This window comes from Hoyosella rhizosphaerae, from assembly GCF_014643175.1.
GTDB classification, from domain to species: Bacteria; Actinomycetota; Actinomycetes; order Mycobacteriales; family Mycobacteriaceae; genus Lolliginicoccus; species Lolliginicoccus rhizosphaerae.
Genome location: NZ_BMJH01000005.1, coordinates 36,722 through 57,359, shown reverse-complemented (window position 1 = coordinate 57,359; position 20,638 = coordinate 36,722). Strand labels below are relative to the sequence as shown.

At 59.1% G+C, this 20,638-nt stretch carries 1 protein-coding gene; it reads right to left on the bottom strand.

Annotated elements, in window-relative coordinates; translation table 11 throughout:
• Window positions 1–248: 248 nt before the first annotated feature.
• Complete coding sequence (locus IEW73_RS16180) at window positions 249–20,465, bottom strand: non-ribosomal peptide synthase/polyketide synthase (RefSeq protein ID WP_188677823.1); 20,217 nt, start codon at window positions 20,463–20,465, stop codon at window positions 249–251.
• Between the last annotated feature and the right edge of the window lie 173 nt (window positions 20,466–20,638).

Here is a 20,638-nt window from a genome sequence, read left to right as displayed (position 1 = left end):
GACGAGCGCTTATCCAGATTCACATACGAGACACTCCGGTCACCCTCAACCAACGCAACAGCAGTGGGATCCACCTCAAACGCGGAAGCCATCAACTGCGGAAGAAGTTGTGTTCGTGCCTGATTGCCGCTGTTCATCAATCCAAACCATCCGTATACGCTGAGGGTTAACGCGCGCTAATGTCGCAGTAATCCTATACGCATACAACTAATTTAGATCGCTAGTCTCCAGGTCTGACTCCTGAGCTGTTACGTCCCAACGGCGAACTCCATAGTCCCGTCGCTGTTCCATTTCGCCAGCACTCCGGTTCGGACAATTCGTCGAACGTCTTCACCATCCGGCGCCGGAATAATGTGGGTTGCCGTGCGACGAGGATCGTTCAAGTATTCGCGGGCGTGCCCAGTTCCACCGAGGTAGATCTCTCCTGTTTCTCCGTCGCCGACGGGGGCAAGGTGGGTGTTGAGTACCGCTAGTTGCATCCCGCGCAGTGGCTCTAGTTGGAGTCCCTTATCGCTGGCGGTGAAGTAAGCGGCGGGAAGTGCTCCATCAGGGGCGAAGAGTCCCGTCTTCCTGTCGCCACTTCCGTTTACGCCAGCGTCGAGCGCCACCCGCCGGAGGTGGATGTCGCTGTCACCTTGGTGTTCGCTGACGACCACTGGGGCACCACTATGAGCGGCCAGTGTCACAGCGAGGATTGTCATACTTGGGTGCTGATCCTCCGGAAGCGCCACCCGCGCGTCGGCGTTAACGCCCAGCCTCGATTGCAGGTCTGCCACCACACTGGCGATACCTGTGTGTGCGATCCCGCTTGCGCCCTGACTGCTGGTTGTGAAGTAGGCAGTGTTGGTCGTGCGGAGCGTTCCGAGTCGGTCATAGAACGAGATGGGGGTGGGCGGCTTTGTTTTCAGTTGCGCCTTGGTGCTTTCGTCGTCTAGCGCAATTACTGTGCCGTCCTCCGCATTTACAGCGATGGCACCCTGCGTGACTACAGCTACCGGTGCGCTGGTGGGCGTTGGTGAATCGACGCTGAGCAGTTCAATTGCCGCACCTGTCTTGGCGACGGCCCAGATCGCCACAACCATCTCTGTTGATACCGGCAACGCAATCGCGACACTTGTTTCCGGCGCTGCACCGTGAGCGATGAGGAGACGCGCCAACCTGGAGGACCTCTTGTCGAGGTTCATGAAGTTGACGTTCTTTTCCGCTCCCACGATGGCGGTACCGGTGGGGTTGGATTCGGCGCCGCGAGCCAAGATTTGCGCCAAAGTTTCCGGCGTCACCGCGGGTAGTCCATCCATAATTGCGGTGTCACCCGAGGCTGCGCTAGTCGGCTTTGACCCGCCTTGCACGATGGAGCTAGCTTCCTGCTCATCAACGATGTCGATGTCACCGATGATGATGTCCGGGTTGTCCGTGACGGCGTCGATGACTCGACTGAAACGGCGCCCCAGGCGCAGCATTGTGGATTCGTCGAAAATGTCTGTGCGGTATACCAGGGATGCGGTAATTCCTGCCGGGACCTGCTCGTCGGAGAACTTCTGTTCCAGCGTGAGTAGCACATCGAATTTGGCGGATTCCACTGCGCCTTCGAACGGCGCAATGGTCAGTCCTGGCAGTTCCAGCTTTCCTTGCTGTGGGTTTTGCAGACTGATCACCACTTGTGTCAGTGGGGCGTGCGCCGTGGTGCGTCGTGGTGACAGTGCTTCGACGAGTTGCTCAAACGGAATGTCGGCGTGTTCGAACGCTTCGAGGTCGACCCGGCGTACCTGGTTGAGGAACGCGCTGAAAGTGTCATCCGGTTGGACGTCAGTGCGCAGTACGAGGGTATTGACGAACATGCCGATCAGGTCATCAACCTGTTCCTCGCCGCGACCTGCCACCGGGGAACCTATGGGGATATCTGTGGTTCCGGTGATGCGGGACAGCGTGGCGGCGAATATGGCGTGCAGCACCATGAAAAGTGATGAGCCTTGTTCGCTGCCAAGCTTCATTAGCGCGCTGTGCGATTCTTCGCTGATCGCGAATGACGCCACACCGGCTTCCATCCCTGCATACGCGGGCCTCGGTCGATCTGTCGGCAGGTCGAGTAGGTCTGGCAATCCAGCCAGTGTCTTCTTCCAATAGTCGAGCTGCTCACTAGCAACCGAGTTGGGGTCGTTAATGTCGCCGAGTGCCTCGCGCTGCCAAATAGCGAAGTCGGCGTACTGAATTTCTAGTGGGTCCCACGCCGGTGCTTCACCAGCTGATCGTGCTGCGTAGGCCAGCATGACGTCCCTGGCCATCGGCGTCATCGATTCTCCGTCGCCGATGATGTGGTGCACCACAATGGCCAGGACGTGCTCATCGGGGGTGAGCTGATAGAGCGCGCTACGTAGCGGCACCTGCGCTGTGACATCAAACCCTGCTGTCACCAGCGAAGTGATGCGTTCCACGATGTTAGCTTCAGTAACCGTTTGCACCTGCATGTCGACATTGATGTCACGTGTAGGCACGATCTGTTGCCGAGGCCCGTTGGCAGAATCCGGGAACTTAGTGCGCAGTGACTCGTGCCTATCGAGAACATCATGCACAGCCATGGCGAGCGCTTGCGCGTTCAACTTCCCCGACAGGCGGACAATGAGCGGCATGTTGTATGCCGCCGAGTCCGGTTCGAATCGGTTGATGAGCCACATGCGCTGCTGCGCTAAGGACAGTGGGATGTGCTCTGGGCGTGGGTCCGCCGGAGCTAGCGGAGGCCGCCCCGCCCCGAGTGTCTGTGCATGTTCCACCCGGTGCGCGAGTTCGGCGACGGTGGGTGCTTCGAAGAGATCCTGCAGTCGCACTTTAACGCCGAGCGCGGTACTTATTCGCGCCACTGCTTTCATCGCTCCGAGCGAGTTACCACCGAGATCAAAGAATGGTGCTTCGATGGACACCTGGGGGTAGCCAAGAACCGTCGCATAGATCTCTGCGATTGTTTCTTCCACTGGGTTTGTTGGGGCAACGTACTCGTCGGTTGGCGCCCCGAACTGTGGCGTAGGGAGTTTGCGCCGGTCGAGCTTCCCACTCGGGGTGAGTGGGAACTCTGTGAGGACCTCATACGCTGAGGGAAGCATGTACGGAGGCAGAACCGCAGACATGTGTGCACGGATCTGCTCCACGTCTGGTTGCTGATCCTGAACCGCCACAAGATACGCAACAAGTTGGTCACCTGCGCGCTTGTCGTGGTGGACTTGCACATGGGCTTTGCTCACGTCCGGGAGCGCGGTGAGCACCGATTCGATTTCGCCGAGCTCGATGCGGAAGCCGCGAAGTTTAACCTGGAAATCAGTGCGTCCGAGGTAGTCGAGTTGGCCGTCTTCGCGCCATCGTGCGAGGTCACCAGTGCGGTACATTCGTTCGCCGGATTCCCCGTAGGGATTTGCTACGAATCTACTCGCGGTGAGTCCAGTGAGATTGCCATAGCCTCGTCCTACACCTATGCCGGATACATACAGTTCGCCACTCACGCCTGTGGGAACTGGTTTGAGGTCAGCATCGAGGACATACAGTGTGATGTTCGGAATCGCAGCACCAATGGGCACCGAGCCGTCACCATCTGGGGTGACTTCGGCCCATGACACCACGTCAGATGCTTCGGTGGGGCCGTAACTGTTGAAGATCCGCACACCGGCGGTGAGTAGATTCGCGATGGGTTTACGCCTAATCGCTTCCCCACCTAGGAACACCATCTTGGTAGCGGTCAATACGCCTTCGGTATCGGTCTCCACCAGCGCTTCGAACGCGCTTGGCGACATATTGCTTAACACCACTGAGTGTTGACGCACCGATTCAATGATGCTCATCGGATCGAAAGGATCGTCGGCGAGAACTAGCGTCGCACCGGAGAACAGCGCCGTCCAAACATTCTTTTGCGTTAGGTCAAATCCCGGCGAGGAAGCGACAAGCACGCCGTCACCTGGATTTAGGTTGGTGGCGTCGCGGTACCACTCAAGAGTGTTGGAGATTCCGGCCATCGGCACAAGTGTTGGCTTGGGGCGACCGGTTGATCCTGAGGTTGAAATGACGTAGCCGATACGTGCGCCGGCGCCACGTTCTTGCCAACGGTCCGGCAGCGCCGTAGACGGTTCTGCCACGTTTTCGATCATGTGGTCAATCCGCAGCACGCTGCGCGGTGGCAACAGCGTCTCCCAGTGCCCCGGCGTATCTGCGATTACCGCAACCGCCTGGGTGTCTTCCAGAACAGCTTCGATCCGGTCTGCTGGGAACTTAGGGTCTACCGGGGCGTATGCCGCGCCCGACTTCCACACGGCGAGCATGCCGACTACCCAGTGCACGCTTCGGGGCAGCATCAATGCCACAACATCGTCAGGCTTCACACCGAGTTCCACCAGTTGCGAAGCCACTGCTGTGGACGCTTCGTCAAGGTCGCGGTACGTCATGGAACCGGCAGAGTCGTGAATAGCCACCGCACTGAGGTTCGACGACTTCGCGGCCTCAAATTGTTGGAGTGGCGACAACTCGCCGGATGGCCGTCGTGCACCAGTCCCAATACTTGTAAGCCACCGTTGCTCATCGTCGCTCAGCCATGCGAGCTCACGCACAGGGATGTCGGGGTTGCTTAATATTCCCGTCAGGAGCTGCGAGAAACGTTGCCCGAAGGTCGCAATCGTTGACTCATCGAATAGGTCTGTCGCATAGGTGAATACGACCCGTATCCCGGCGGGTTCGGTGCCATCTTGCCACTGCTGTATCACGGCAACATCGAGGTCGAACTTGACGGTGTGAGTGTCAATTTCCACCGGTTTAACGGTGAGGCCGGGAAGTTCGAAGTGTGGCGCACTCGCATTCTGGAACGTCAGTAGAACCTGGAATAGCGGTGCATGCGCGCGCGATCGAACAGGGTCGATCATGTCGACGAGACGTTCGAACGGCACATCGGTGTGCGTAAAGGCTGCGATGTCCCTCTTCCGGACGTCGTTGAGGAACTCCGTCAGTGTGAGATGTGGATCCACCTGCGTACGCAACACAAGGGTGTTGACGAACATCCCCACGAGGTCATCGAGTGTGCGATGACCTCGCCCTGCCACCGGGGTTCCGATGGGGACGTCGGAAGTTCCCGACAACTTGGCCAGCAATATTGCCAGTGTCGCGTGGACCACCATGAATGGTGTTGCATTGTGCTGCCGCGCAAACTCACTTAGCTGAGTCTGCAGTGCCGAATCGAACTCGAAATCGTATTGCGCTCCGCGCTGAGACATCACCGCTGGGCGGGGCCGGTCAGTCGGAAGTTCGATGAGTTCAGGCAATTCTTCCAACGCATCGGACCAGTACCGAATTTGCTGACTGATCAATGCTTCAGGGTCTTCTTCAGAGCCCAGAACTTCATGCTGCCATGCGGCGAAGTCCGAGTACTGTACCGACAGCGGCTCCCAGCCTGGTTCATGCCCGTTAGCTCGTGCCGTGTAAGCAACCATGACGTCGCGGGCCAGTGGGGCTAGCGACTCACCATCAGCTGCAATGTGGTGGACGACCATTACCAGCACATACTCGTCGTCATCCATGCGGAATAGCCCAGCGCGGACCGGCGCCTGACGGGTGACATCAAAACCTGTTGTTGCCAACGCGGAAGCCCGTGCGATCAATTCGTCTTCCGAGTTGACCTCAGCTAGCGCAAGGATGGTAGCAACATCGCGTACTGGCAGCACATGAGGTGTCGGGGTCTCATCAACAATGGAGTAGACCGTCCGCAGCACTTCGTGTCGGGTGATGACGTCACGAATCGCTTCGGACATGGCATCGACGTCGAGTGTGCCGGTTAGCCGCAGCATGAGCGGGATGTTGTAGGCGGGTGATGCTGGGTCGAGTTGGTTGATGATGAGCATGCGGTTCTGCGCCATCGACAGCGGTGGCGTGGAACCCTCTGGGGCCGGTACTAGTTCGGGCCGGTTGGTGCCGGTTGTGGCTGATTCGACGGCGGCAGCGAAGTCAGTGACGGTGGGTGCGTCGAATAGTTCTCGGACACCAATTTCGCGGCCTGTTGCTTCGCTGGTGCGTGCTACAACACGGGTGGCGGATAGTGAGTTTCCGCCGATGTCGAAGAAGTTGTCGTCCGCGCCGACGCGTTCCCGTCCGGTGATTTCACCGAAGATTCCGGCGATGATTTCTTCCATCGGTGTGGCCGGGGCGCGGAACTCTTTTTGTAGCAGCGCGAGGTCCGGCGCGGGTAATGCCTTGCGGTCTGTCTTGCCGTTGACGGTGACCGGTATCGCATCGAGTTGGATGATGGTTTGCGGAACCATGTAGGGCGGTAGCGCTTGGCCAACGTGGTCGCGGAGCGCATCGATATCGAGTTGCGTTTCTGGCGTGGACGCAACTGCGTAGGCGACTAGGACATCTCCTACATGTGCGTCATGGAATACGTCGACCACGGCCTGTGCAACGGTGCTGTGCTGGGTGAGGGCAGCTTCGATTTCGCCGAGTTCGATTCGGAGGCCCCGGAGCTTTACCTGGAAGTCGGTACGTCCGAGGTATTCGAGGGTGTGGTCGTGTTTCCACCGTACGAGGTCGCCGGAGCGGTACATGAGCTCGCCGTCGGTGTATGGGTTGGCCACGAAACGGGACGCGGTCATGCCGTGGCGGTTGTGGTAGCCACGGGCGAGGCCGACACCAGCGATGTACATTTCGCCAGCAACGCCGACGGGTACTGGGCGTAGCCGGTCATCGAGCACGAGGATGTTGGTGCCGACGATGGGGCGACCAATGTCCACGGGGTTGCCAGGCTCCATCGGCGCGCTGACGGTGGACCAGATTGTGGCTTCGGTGGGCCCATAAAGGTTGAGCATGCGGCGCCCCGGTGCCCACTGCGCTACGAGCTCAGGCGGGCACGCTTCACCGGCCACGAGGAGCGTTTCGATGCTGTTCATCGCTTCGGGTTCGATGGAGGCGAGCACGGAGGGTGTGATGACGGTGTGGGTGACATGCTGTTCGCGCAGTACTTGTCCTACGGCGCCTGCTGCGTCGCGCCCTCCACCTGGTACGACGACCAGGGTGGCTCCGACGCCGAATGCCATGAGCAGTTCGAACACTGATGCGTCGAAACTTGGTGACGCAACCTGTAGAACTCGGGATTGTGTGGTGAGCCCGAATGCGTCGATTTGTTCGGCGACAACTGATGACAGCCCAGAGTGCGTGACGACGACACCCTTCGGAAGTCCGGTGGAGCCCGAGGTGTAGATCATGTATGCCGCAGATGTTGGCGCGACGGGTTGAATTTCAGTTATGGGCGCCGTTGATGCTGCGGCTAGTTCTCCCGCAATCGGAGCGCCGTCGATAGCAATCCAGTCGATGGAGTCGGGCAGAGCCTCCTGTGCTGACTCAAGTGCCACACCGATGATGGCGTCCGAGTCAGTGACCATGTGGATGATGCGGTCTTCTGGGTAGGAGGGATCGACCGGAACATACGCTGCACCGGCTTTCGCTACTGCCCATATCGCGGTGACAAGTTCGGCGGAACGCGGCATGGCCAACGCGACGACTGAGCCCGCGGTAACCCCGTGGCCGAGCAGAACTCGGGCGAACGCGTTGGAGCGTGCATCGAGTTCTCCGTAGGTCAGTTCGGTATCGCCGACGACGATCGCGGTTGCCGTCGGGTTCTTTGCTGCCGCACGGGCGAAAATCTCGGGCAGCGTCAGCGTTGGAGGTGCGTCACCGCCACGAACCGGGACGATAGCGGCGTGTTCGGCACCACTGACGAGGTCGATATCGCCGACGGGGCTTTGCGGAGCGGCAAGTACTTGTCCAAGGAGATGAACAAACCTGTCGGCGAAGCCCGAAATCGTCGCCTCGTCAAAAAGATCGGTGGCATAGACAAAGTGTCCACGCATACCGCTTGGCGCACCGTCGTCGTCCCATTGCTCAGCAAGATCGAGCATCAGGTCAAATTTGGTTGTGTGCACGTCTACTGTGTGGAATTCGGCTGCGACACCGTCCAGGTCGAACGCGATGGGGTCAGTGTTTTGGAACGCAAGCACCACTTGGAAGAGCGGGGCGTGCGCGCTCGACCGTGTGGGCTTCAGTGCATCAACGAGTTGCTCAAAGGGCACATCGGCGTGTGTGAATGCCGCGAGGTCCCTGTCCCGCACATCGGCGAGCAAGGTTTCGAAAGACTGCTCTGGATCGATGGGGGTCCGCAACACAAGGGTGTTGACGAACATTCCGACGAGCGGGTCGAGTGCACGCTCACCACGACCGGCTACCGGCGTGCCTATGGTGACATCGTCCGCGCGCGCAATCCTGGCCAGGAATGTGGCGAAAGCTGCATGCACCACCATGAAGATGGTCGTTCGGTTGTCGCGCGCAAGCTGTTGCAAACCGGACTGAAGGTCAGCCGGTATTGCGAAACCAAACGTCGCGCCGCGTTGCGATTGGGAAGCTGGTCGCGGGCGATCCGTCGGAAGTTCCAACAAGTCAGGAACCCCAGCGAGAGTGTCCCGCCAGAAAGCGATTTGGCGCCCTGCGAGCGACTCAGGGTCAGTGTCGTCGCCGAGCAATTGGCGCTGCCAGATAGCAAAGTCCGCGTACTGCACAGACAACGGTTCCCACTGCGGGGTATCACCGGCGGCCCTCGACATATACGCAGCCACAAGGTCGCTGGCCAGCGGATTCAGTGACGCACCGTCCGCCGCGATGTGATGAACCACCACGAGCAGCGTGTGCTCGTCTGGGGCCGTGCGAAGCAAGGCAGCACGGATCGGTGGCTCGGCTGTGACATCAAAGCCCACCGATGCAAGCGCGAACAGCTCCCGGTGAAGTGCTTCCTCCCCCGCCACGTCGACGGGTGAAACATCGAGATCCACCTTGTTAGCAGGCAAGACCACCTGCACAGGTTCGCCGTTGCGTGTCGGGAACACCGTGCGCAACGATTCGTGGCGGCCCACAACATCGTGGAGTGCTTCTTGCAACGCTGCCACGTACAGCTTGCCCGTGAGCTTGAGAACGAGTGGCATGTTGTACACCGCAGATGCGGAATCGTAGCGGTTGAGGAACCACATACGTTGCTGCGCAAGTGACAACGGGATGTCGCCGTCCCGGCTTTGTCGAACCAGTTTGGGGCGGTTTACCGTACGGGCACTCTCATGCTCGACCATTGCAGCAAGCCCCGCAACGGTGGGCGATTCAAATAGATCCCGCAGCGTCAGTTCGGCACCGAACGCATCGTTGATACGCGTAGTGACAAGGGTTGCGCTCAACGAGTTACCACCGAGATCAAAGAACGAGGTAGTAGCGCCAACGTGTTCGCGGGACGTTACTTCCGCGAAGATTCCCGCAATGATTTCTTCAACTGGGCCGGATGGGGCGATGTACGCTCCCACTGCTGTACCGAGTTCTGGCGTCGGCAGTGCTTTTCTGTCCAACTTGCCGTTGATGTTCAAGGGGAATTCGTCGAGAGCCATGATCACGCGCGGCACCATATACTCAGGTAATTTCCCGGCGGCGTACTTCTTGATGCCCTCTACTGAGACGCTGGTACCTGCCTGCGCGGTGACATAGCCGACGAGTTGATCTCCGGCAGCCGCGTCGTGGTGCAGTACGACTACGGACTGGTCAACATTGTCCGCCGTTTGAAGCACGGCTTCGATCTCGCCGAGCTCGATACGCAGACCGCGCAGCTTCACCTGGAAGTCGGTACGGCCGATGTATTCGATCTCGCCGTTCTTGCGCCAGCGGACAAGGTCACCGGTGCGGTACATGCGTTCCCCTGGCTCACCGTAGGGGTTAGCCACAAACCGGTCAGCGCTGAGATCTGGGCGTCCGACGTACCCACGGGCAAGTTGAATACCAGCGAGGTAAAGCTCGCCGTGCACGCCGATAGGAACTGGTGAAAGTCGGTTGTCGAGAACGTACACCTGTGTATTCCACACGGGCGCACCAATCGGCACGGTGACAGTGTCATCAGCGGTGTACTGGTGGTAGGTGACGTCGACCGCGGCCTCCGTCGGACCGTACAAGTTGTGCAGTTCTGTGTCGGACAAAGCCGCGAGGCTCGCCGCGGTATTGGGCGCAAGCGCCTCACCACTAGCGAACACAAGCCGCAGTGTGGAGATGGAATCTCGCCAACCACTTTCGGCAGCAGCTGCCACAAACACTGCAAGCATCGATGGCACAAAGTGGAGCACCGACACACGTTCCCGAGCAATAAGTTCCGCCAAATACGCCGGATCTCGGTGCCCGTCAGGAAGTGCGATGACAAGCTTCGAACCGATTTGTAGAGGCCAGAAAAACTCCCACACCGACACATCGAAGGTGAACGGAGTCTTCTGCAGGACAACGTCCGCAGGGGTCAGTTGGTACTCGTCCTGCATCCACAGCAACCGGTTGACGATGGCCCGGTGCGACACTGCAACACCCTTGGGTCGGCCGGTTGAGCCTGAGGTGTAGATGATGTAAGCGATGTTGTCCGGCAAAATTGGGCCGACAAGTTCCGTATCCATCAACTCGCCAGCGTCGTGCCCACTGACGTCTAGTTTATCGAGCTCAAGAGCGGTGATCCCGGCTGCTGACGGCACCCGGTCCCGTGTAGTCGTTACCACGCACACAGGGTCTGACGACGTCAGTACCCATTCGATGCGGTCCGCAGGGTGATCGGGGTCGACTGGCACGTAAGCGCCACCGGCCTTAACGATGGCGTACATTCCGACGACCATCTCAAGTGACCGCCGCATGACCAACGCCACGCGCGACTCCGGGCCTACACCCAGACCAATGAGGTGCCGGGCAAGCCGGTTCGACCATTCGTCAAGTTCAGCGTAGGTAAGTGACCGGTTTCGGTACTTCAGAGCAATCGCATCTGGCGTCCTTGCCACCTGCTGCGCAAACAACTCCACCAACGTCGTGTCGGGGCATGAATGTGCTGTGTCATTCCAACCAGCTTTTCCGGTGTCGCCCAACGCAAAGTTTTGCCCCAGCGCACCCAGAGCAAGCGAGGTGTCACCAGCAACCGCATCCAGGACAGGAACAAGCCTGTCTATGAGGCCGACAGCAGTTTCGTCATCCAGGGCTCCTGTGGCATACGTCAACAGCGCCAACGCGTAATGGCCGTCATCGTGGATGCGTGCGGCACCAATGCGCTCAGCAACGACACGTGCTCTGTCCTGGACCTCCTGGTAACTGATCTCGGCACCATCTACGACAAAAGCGGACCCGTTGGGGTCGTCCAGAATCGCGGATTCGACGCGTTGCTGCAATCGACCTGCTGGCCCTGGCTTTGAGGTAAATAGGTTCTGCTCTCGATCGCTAAGCAGGCTGATATCGCCAACAACGACATTGTGGTCAGCAACGACTGACTCCAGCACTCTCGTGTACCGCTCGGCATATTGTGCGATGGTGCGCCGCTCGAACAAGTCAGTTGCGTAGGTGAACTGTGCTTTGATCCCGGTGTGCTCACCGCTGTCGGTGTGGGTTTCCTCCAAGGTGAGCATGAGATCAAACTTGGCCGTATTAACGTCAAGGCCGTCCGCAACGACCTCAAGCCCACTTAACGCGAACCGCACCGGGTCCGTGTTTTGGAACGCCAACATCACCTGGAACAGCGGTGAATGGTCACTCGTCCGCTCAATCCCAAGTTCCCGCACCACACGTTCGAACGGAACATCAGCATTGTTAAATGCCGCAATATCTTGAGACCACACCTGTCGAAGCAGGTCCGAGAATGTGGCATCGGACTCAACCTGGGCCCGCAAAACTAGGGTATTGACGAACATCCCAGCGAGCCTGTCCACGGCTTCATCGCCACGTCCAGCAACCGGTGTACCGATCGCAATGTCGCTCGTTCCAGACAACCTGGCAAGCAAAGTCGCCAGCGCGGCGTGCGTCACCATAAACACCGTTGCATTGTGTTGGCGCGCAAGCTGGTCAAGTTTTTTGTGGATCTCGGCGTTGATGTGAAAAACAACAGTTTCGCCGTTAAGTGACTGTGTCGCCGGACGAGGATGGTCCGTCGGCAGGGGCAACAACGGCGGTGCGCCACGCAACGTGTGCGTCCAGAATGCCAATTGCTGCGATACCGCACTAGTGGGGTCAGTATCGTCACCCAGCACTTCTCGTTGCCACAAAGCAAAGTCGGCGTACTGAATCGGTAGCGGCTCCCATTCAGGTGCCGCACCAACCATGCGACGCGAATACGCATACATCAGATCTGCCGCAAGCGGCGCCATAGATGCACCATCGGCGACGATGTGATGCACCACAATAGCGAGGAAGTGCCGGTCCTGAGCGGTGCGGAACAACCGCGCGCGAATCGGCAGGTCATGTTGCACATCGAACCCGCGGGACACGAACTCCACCGCTGATTTCTCGGCGGGGTGGTTGTCGGCGTCCTGATCCTGTTCCAAGATTGGGACATCCTCGACATCCAACGCAATGTCGACTTCGCGCATGGGGAGGATCAACTGGTGTGTCCCCTCCATATCGGCGGGGAACAGTGTGCGCAATGCCTCGTGGCGTTCCAGAATGTCGCCCATCGCTGCCCGCATCGCATCAACATCGAGTTCGCCACTGAGCGCTACCCCAAATGCGATGTTGTACACCGGCGATGTGGGGTCGTATTGGTTGATGAACCACATGCCCTGCTGGGCTAGGGACAACGGAATACGCGCCGGGCGCTCTTTCGCCACCAGCGCGACGCGACCAGTGTGGTCAGCGCTGCTCGCCATTGCCCGCACAGCAAGTTCAGCAACAGTGGGAGCTTCGAATAGTTCCCGAACCCCAAGCTGACATCCGAGAGCCTTGTTGACCCGCGTGATCACCTTCGTTGCCGACAGCGAGTTTCCACCGAGGTCAAAGAAGCTATCACGCACTCCCACACGTTCAAGCCCCAGAACGCTAGCAAATACATCGGCGACGGCAACCTCTGCAGGAGTCGCAGGCGCGACGTAGATGTCGTCTTGGGACGTGAAAACAGGTTCCGGTAGCCGTGCACGATCAAGCTTGCCGTTGACCGTCAATGGAATCTCATCAAGCACAACGATGGCTGAGGGAACCATGTGTGAAGGCAGTGACTGCCCAACAAACTCCGTCAGCTCAGCCTGCTCGGGCGTCGCCCCTGCCACCGGCTTTACGTAGGCAACAAGACGAGTGATGTCAGTTTCCCCGGTATGTCCCAAGGTAACTGCGAAGTCCACATCTGGGTGTGCGCCAAGCACCGCATCGATCTCACCAAGTTCGATACGGAAACCGCGCACCTTGACCTGGAAGTCGGTACGACCAAGGTACTCAATCTCGAGTTCTCCGGACGGTCCGGCAAGGGTCCACCGCACCAGGTCACCAGTGCGGTACATCCGATCGCCCGGCGCCCCAAATGGGTCAGCGACGAATCGCTCCGCCGTCAGACCCGGGCGGTCGTGATATCCGCGGGCCTCACCAAAGCCTGCTACAAACAGTTCGCCTGGCACCCCAACAGGGACAGGGCGCAGCATGGAATCCAAAACCACACCGCGTGTCCCACGAATGGGTGGACCAATGGTGACTACCGGCTGGTCCGGCGCCATGGGGTCCGAAATCATCACCATGATGGTGGTTTCGGTCGGGCCATACCCGTTGTACATGCGACGACCCGGCGCCCAACGTGCAACGAGGTCCGCGGGAACGGCCTCACCGCCAGCCACGACATGCTGAAAAACATCGAGCCCGGCAGGGTCTACCGACGCGAGCGCTGACGGCGTAATAAACGCGTGAGTCGCAGCATTTTCGCGGATGATATCTGCGAGTTCCTCGCCACCAAAGGTGCCTGGTGGAACCACCACCATCGTCGCTCCGGTCCCGAATGCCAGAAGATATTCGAGGACCGATGCGTCAAAGCTCGGGGACGAAAAGTGCAACACGCGTGAGTCTTGCGTGACGGAGTACCGCTCACGTTGTTCGGCAGCGAAGTTGGCCATGCCGCGGTGCGTCACCACCACACCCTTGGGCACACCTGTGGAGCCCGATGTGTAGATCATGTACGCAGTGTTGGCGACGCGAATCTGTGCACGACGATCGTGATCGGTTACTGGCGCAGAAGAAAATTCACTGATTGCTGATTGCACATCGGGGTCGTCAAGAACGATCCATTCAGTGGTGTCAGGCAACCCGTCACGCTGAGCCATAAGGGTCAATCCGACAGCGGCACCCGAATCGTCGAGCATGTGTTCAATACGGTCTGCTGGGTAGCTTGGGTCCACCGGAACAAAAGCTCCACCGGACTTCACAACCGCCCACACGCTGAGCAAGGATTCTTGCGAGCGTGGCAGGCCAAGTGCCACGAACTGTTCGGTACGCACACCTCTGGCAATGAGGTAGCGGGCAACTTGCGACGAACGCGCATCAAGTTCGGCGTAAGTCAGCGTTCGGTCGCGATCAATAATCGCGATGTTGTCAGCGGCGTTCGCAGCCGTCTCAGCGAAAATATCCGGTAGCGGACGCGGCGTTTGTCCAGCAGGACCGTTAACCGGAGCAAGTTGGCTGCGCTCCCCCTCAGTCAAGACGTCGAACTCACCGAATGTTGTATCCGGCTTGTCTGCGATGCTGACCAAGGTGCGCACCATGCGCTGCAGCAACGACGTCATACGCTCCGCTGCAAGCAAGTCCGGGAAGTACTTCAAAATGATCTTCAACGCAGGTTCAGCGTGCGTGATGACGGTGACCGGGTAGTGCGCCGCGTCCAACCCCTCGATGTCAACGACTCGCATACCAGCAAGGTCGACGTCCTCACCGAGTCCAGCACGATCCACCGGGTACGACTCAAACACCGTCAATGTGTCGAACAGGGCCCCGTTGCCAGCCACGTCCTGGATCTCAGCAAGTTGCACATAGTGGTGTTCGAGAAGGTCAGCTTGTTCGCCTTGGACGCGCGTCAGCAACTCCGTGAAAGTTTCTCGCGGATCAAGCCGCAACCGCACCGGCAGAGTATTGATGAACAGGCCGATCATCTCTTCGACGCCGTCAAGTTGCGGCGGGCGCCCCGATACCGTGGCACCAAACACTAAGTCAGTGCGTGCCGTTTCCGTGGATAGGACGATTCCCCACGCAACCTGAACAACGGTGTTCACCGTGACACCTAGATCTCGTGCAACATGAGTGATGCGCGAACTCAGTTCAGCGCTGAACTCGTGCACTACTTCACGCGAAGGTGAGTCGTGCTTGCGCGCCCGTTCCAGCGGAATAAGCGTGGTCGGCTCGTCGAGGCCAGAAAGAGCATCCCGCCACGTTCGCAAAGACACATCCACGTCTTGCTGCTGAACCCACTCAAGGTAATCCTTGTACGACCGTGCAGACGGAAGCGAAGCCGTATCTCCATCGGAAACATACAACGCAATGAGGTCGCGCAGGTAGAGCGGTGTGGACCACCCATCCATCAAAATGTGATGGTTCGTGAGAACAACCCGATAGTCGCCCTCTCGCAGTTCCAACACAGTTACGCGCACCAAAGGTGCCGCAGTCATGTCAAACCGCTGCGACCGGTCTGCCTCCAAGAACTCGGCCAGCCCCGAATCTGGATCATTTGTGTTCGTGAGGTCGAGGTATTCGACGCCAACATCTACGGCACCAGCAACAACCTGAAGCGGGTCGCCATCCGCCGTTGCCGTGAACGCTGCGCGCAGGTTCGGGTGCCGCGCAACGACGCCCCGGACGGCGCGCGAAAGACGCTCCACATCCACGGCACCGCGAACATGCAGGACAAGTTGGACCATATAAGCGTCCACGCTGTCCTCAGCTAGCACTGCGTGAAACAGCATCCCCGCCTGCAACGGTGATAGAGGCCAAATATCAGCCAGCGACGGGAACTGCTGCTCCAAAGCCGCGATCGTGTCTTGGTCTATGTCGACCAGGCCCACATCGGATGGTGTAAGGCCCCCGGCAACCGGCGACTGCGCGTAATCGCAGACCGCGCCCAGAGCAGCCTTCCAGTGCTCGGTGAACTCGGAAATCTCAGCATCGGCGAAGAGACCCGACGGATACAGGACAACGACCTGCAGAACCTGACCGGCATCGGAAGGAGAAATCATCGCCGTAATGTCCAAAGCCCCGGGTGCGGCCATGTCTGGGGCGAAGGTGAACATCATTTCATCGGAGTCGTCGGCTGGCATCCAACCAAGCTCACGTAGACCCTCAGGAACTTCACCCGTGACAAACCTGCCCAGATAGTTGAACATCACCTGCGGGTTGGCTGCCCCCAGGCGTGCGGCACCGTCGGAATGCAAATACCGCAGCATGCCGAAACCAACACCGCGATCTGGAACCGATCGCAGCTGCTCCTTCACCGACTTAAGGACGACACCCGCATCCTCGCCACCGGAAAAAGCATCAGCAATATCGACATAGCTTGCATCGAACCGCACAGGTGCGATCGTGGTGAACCAACCCAACGTGCGGCTCACATCGGCGCCCGGTACAGCAGCTTCTTCTCGGCCGTGCCCTTCCAAGCCGATAAGAGGAGTCGTTGCGCCCTTCCACCGTGCAAGGGCGAGGACGAGCGACGCAATCAAACCGTCGTCCACTCCGCCGCGCAAGACCTCAGGAACAGTGGTCAACAGTGTTTCAGTAGCATTCGGCGTGATCTCGAACGTGGCGCGCTTCAAGGTGCGGTTGACATCAACCACGGGGTCTAGTGCCCGCGATCCGAGGATAGGTTCATCGCCCTGGATCATGTCTTCCCACAGCGTAAACTCGTCGGCTCGCGACTCCGCCATTTCCTTCAGACCGTGGGCCCAGCGTCGGAAAGATGTCCCCACCGGCGGCAATTCTGGTAGCCCGCCGTCGCGAATTTGTGCCCACGCTGCAATGAGGTCCGGTACCAATACGCGCCACGACACACCATCAACAGCGACATGGTGAATCACAAGCAAGACGCGACCGGCGGTATCGGGGCCTAGGTCGAACCACACCGCTTGCAACATGCGACCCGTTGATGGGTCGAGTCGTTCAGCCGATGCAGTGAGTGACTCCGACACAGCCGAAGCAAACTCAGCGGTACCAGGGGCTGCGTTTGGGCGAACCCTGGTGACGACTTCGTTTGCCGCGATACTCCCCGCGGGCAGTACTTCCAAGCCACTCCTACTGACGCATGCGCGCAGCAGATCATGGTGGTCGACAACAGCTTGCAAGGTTGCAGCGAGACCGTCTGCGGTGATGCCAACGGGCAACGTCAGCAGCGCGGCTTGCGAATACTGACCGAAGTCCCCGCCGCGCTCCACCATCCACGACATCACTGGAGTGAGCGGCACCGAACCTACGCCGCCGCCCTCAAGTTCGTTAAGAACAACCACATCCGTGGTTGCGTCAATCGACTTCGCTACCTGTGCAAGTGCAGCAACGGTTCGCCGCTCAAACACATCCCGAGGCGTGATGAGGATGCCCGCGGCTTTAGCGCGAGACACAACGTGGATGGACATGATGCTGTCGCCACCAAGTGCGAAGAATGAGTCATCAAGTCCGATTTCCGGGAGCCCCAATGCGCTCGCGAAAATCTCCGCAAGGATGCGTTCAGTTTCGTTCTTCGGGTCACGCGAGGACGACACCATCGCCCCGAAATTTGGTTCCGGAAGGGCTTTCCGGTCAATTTTTCCGCTCGCGGTTAGCGGGAGGCTATCTAAGACAACCAGCACAGACGGAACCATGTAGCCGGGCAGAAACTCTGCCACGTGACGGAGCACATCGCCGTCATCGACAACTGTGCCTTCAGCCGCGACGACATAGCCGACAAGCCTGTCTGGGGTGCCTTCACCCCGCAAAACCACAGCCGTCGCCTGGGCGACGCTGTCGTGACTGAGCAGTGCTAGTTCAATCTCGCCCAACTCGATGCGGAAGCCACGAAGCTTGACTTGGAAGTCGGTACGGCCGATGTACTCCAGTTCTCCATCTGCCCGCCACCGCACAAGGTCACCAGTGCGGTACATCCGCTCGCCAGAAGTTCCCTGCGGGTTGGCCACAAACCGACCGGCCGTAAGCGCCATCTGTCCGCCATAACCGCGGCCAACGCCCACACCGGCTACATACAGTTCCCCGGCAACACCAACGGGAACAGGCTGCAGTCTGCGATCGAGAACTAACAAATCAATGTTCGGCACCGGATGCCCAATAGGCACAGACACCGTGTCCGCGTCTGTCATCCGCGCGTAAGACACCACGTCCGACGCTTCGGTAGGGCCATAACTGTTGACCAACGAAACACCAGCGCCAAGCAGACCGCTCAGCGGGCGTGGGCGGATAGCTTCGCCACCCAGAAAAACCGTTTCCAGTCTTTCCAGCACGTGGCCAGTGTCAGCATCGACGAGCGCTTCGAAAGCAGACGGCGACATATTGGCGACCGCGACGTCGTACGTTTCGACAGCTGGCAAAATGTCGGCGGGGTCAAACCCATCCTGCGCGAGCACAATCGTCGCGCCACTTGCCAGCGCCGCCCAGACGTTCTTCTGTGTGAGGTCGAAACCAGGCGATGACGCGATCAGAACACCTCGGCCCTCGCCGATCGCCAATTCGCCTCGATACCAGTTCACGGTGTTCGCTACACCAGCCATCGGAACTACCGTCGGCTTAGGCCGCCCGGTCGAACCGGAGGTGGAAATGATGTACGCAGTTCGCAAACCCGCACCCGGTGCAGACCAGGGATCGGTCGCCGGACGGTAGCAGTCACCTGATGCAGCAAGAACGTCCACGTCGCACACAACCCGCTGACCGTCCGCAACAAACGACTCGTGCTCCCACCCTGCTAGGCACACCACTGCGGCTGCCTCAGTATCAGTCAGTACGGCATTCAGCCTGTCGGTGGGGAATGTCGGGTCCACCGGGGCATAGCCCGCACCCACCTGCCAGGCCGCGGCCATCGCCACCACCCACTCCACCGACCGGGGCAACGCAAGCGCGACAACATCATCTGGGCCCACACCGCGGCGATGCAACTGCGCCGCAAGCGCGTCCACGGCCCGACTGAAGTCGCCATATGTCACATGCCGATCACCCGCAACCACCGCGAGCGCTGACGACATATCCGCCTGTGAGGCCTTCAGAACCGCCCTCACAGCGATGGTCGGAGAATCTTCCGAAGAATCCTCGCGAGGTCCCCTAGACCAGGCCAGTACCGCCGCTGATTCTTCATCATCCATCAACGTGAGGTCTTGAACCACGACGCCATCGGCAGCTGCGACAAAGTTCTTCAGGTAACGCAAGAAGCGTTTGTGATGCCGTGCCAGTTCACTCTCGGTGTACCTATTAGGGTTTGCCTCAAAATCGATATGGATGCGCTCCTGCCCCGTAGCCGGGTACAGGTTCACTGAAAGGTCCTCGACGGGACCCGTGCTCAAAACACTGAGCTTGCCAACAACGTCTCCCAGGCGAACCTCCGGCTGGAACATCATGATGTTCACAGTGGGTCCAAAGAACTCACGATCAGCCGACAACGTACCTAAGTCGCGACGCAAGTCTTCATACCGATAACGCTGATGCCGCAACGCCGAAAACAACTGCTTCTGTACGTATTCCGACAATTCCTGCGGAGTTTGGTCGGGCCGCACCACAACTCGCAGCGGAACCACATTGGATACCATTCCGCCCGATGAACGCATAGTTTTTGTGACACGAGACGACACAGGCAGGCTCAGAACAACCTCGTCAGATCCGCTCACCCTCGCGAGATACGCGCCAAGCGCGGCGATCGTTACCGGCGCCCACGACCCGTTGTACTGCGCCGCAGACTCCTCCAACCCTGCATCAGTACTGGGGTCGACGTCCTCCGACAGGACAAGACTCCGTGGAGCTGCTGGCGCTGAGCGCAACGCCAACGTCACCTTGTTAGGCATATCGTGCGCGTAGTCAACCCAGAACTCACGGTCACGCTCAAACCGACTGGAATTCCGGTACTTGACCTCGGAATCATAGATAGCGCGAAGCGATTCCGTCGGCATAGGCGACGGTTCCCGCCCGACGACAAGCGCTGAATAGACTTCCGCGATACGGCTGATGAGATTCATCCCGCCGAATCCGTCAATCGCAATATGGTGCAGACGCATGTACCAGAAATAGTGCTGATCAGCGAGCTTCAGCAGCACCGAGCGACCCAACGCCCCGGCGGTGATATCAATTGGCGTCGAATATTCAGACCGCATCCACTCGCGCGCTGCCGCTTCTGGGTCCGCCTCTGACGAGACGTCGAGGAATTCAAGTCTCTGTTCGAGCGTGGGGTCGACTAATTGCCGCGGTTCACCGGATTCAGTATCGATGATGCGCAGATACCCTGAGCCCAATTCTCGCCCAGCTTGCAATATCGCTGCAGATAGCTGGTCACGCTGGACGTCGCCGAAAACCTCAACAAACTGCGCAATCGCAATGGGGGTTTCGGGCGAAAGTTGATGAGACATCCACATGCTGTATTGAGCGGCGGAGAGTGGAAAAGAGCGACGACCGTCTCCCTGAGAATCGTGGTAATCAAACTCAGGTACATCAGTGTGGCTCACGCGGTTTCTCCATCTCTACCCGCAACAGCGGGACGCATCTTCCTGCCGCTCACAACTTCGTTGTCGAGGCAACAGCTCAACGGACAGCGCACTGCCACGTTCACCGTACTCACGTTGGCAGCACAAAGGTGTTCAGACCCCAGACTTCTGTCTTAGGGCACCACACTTGTTCA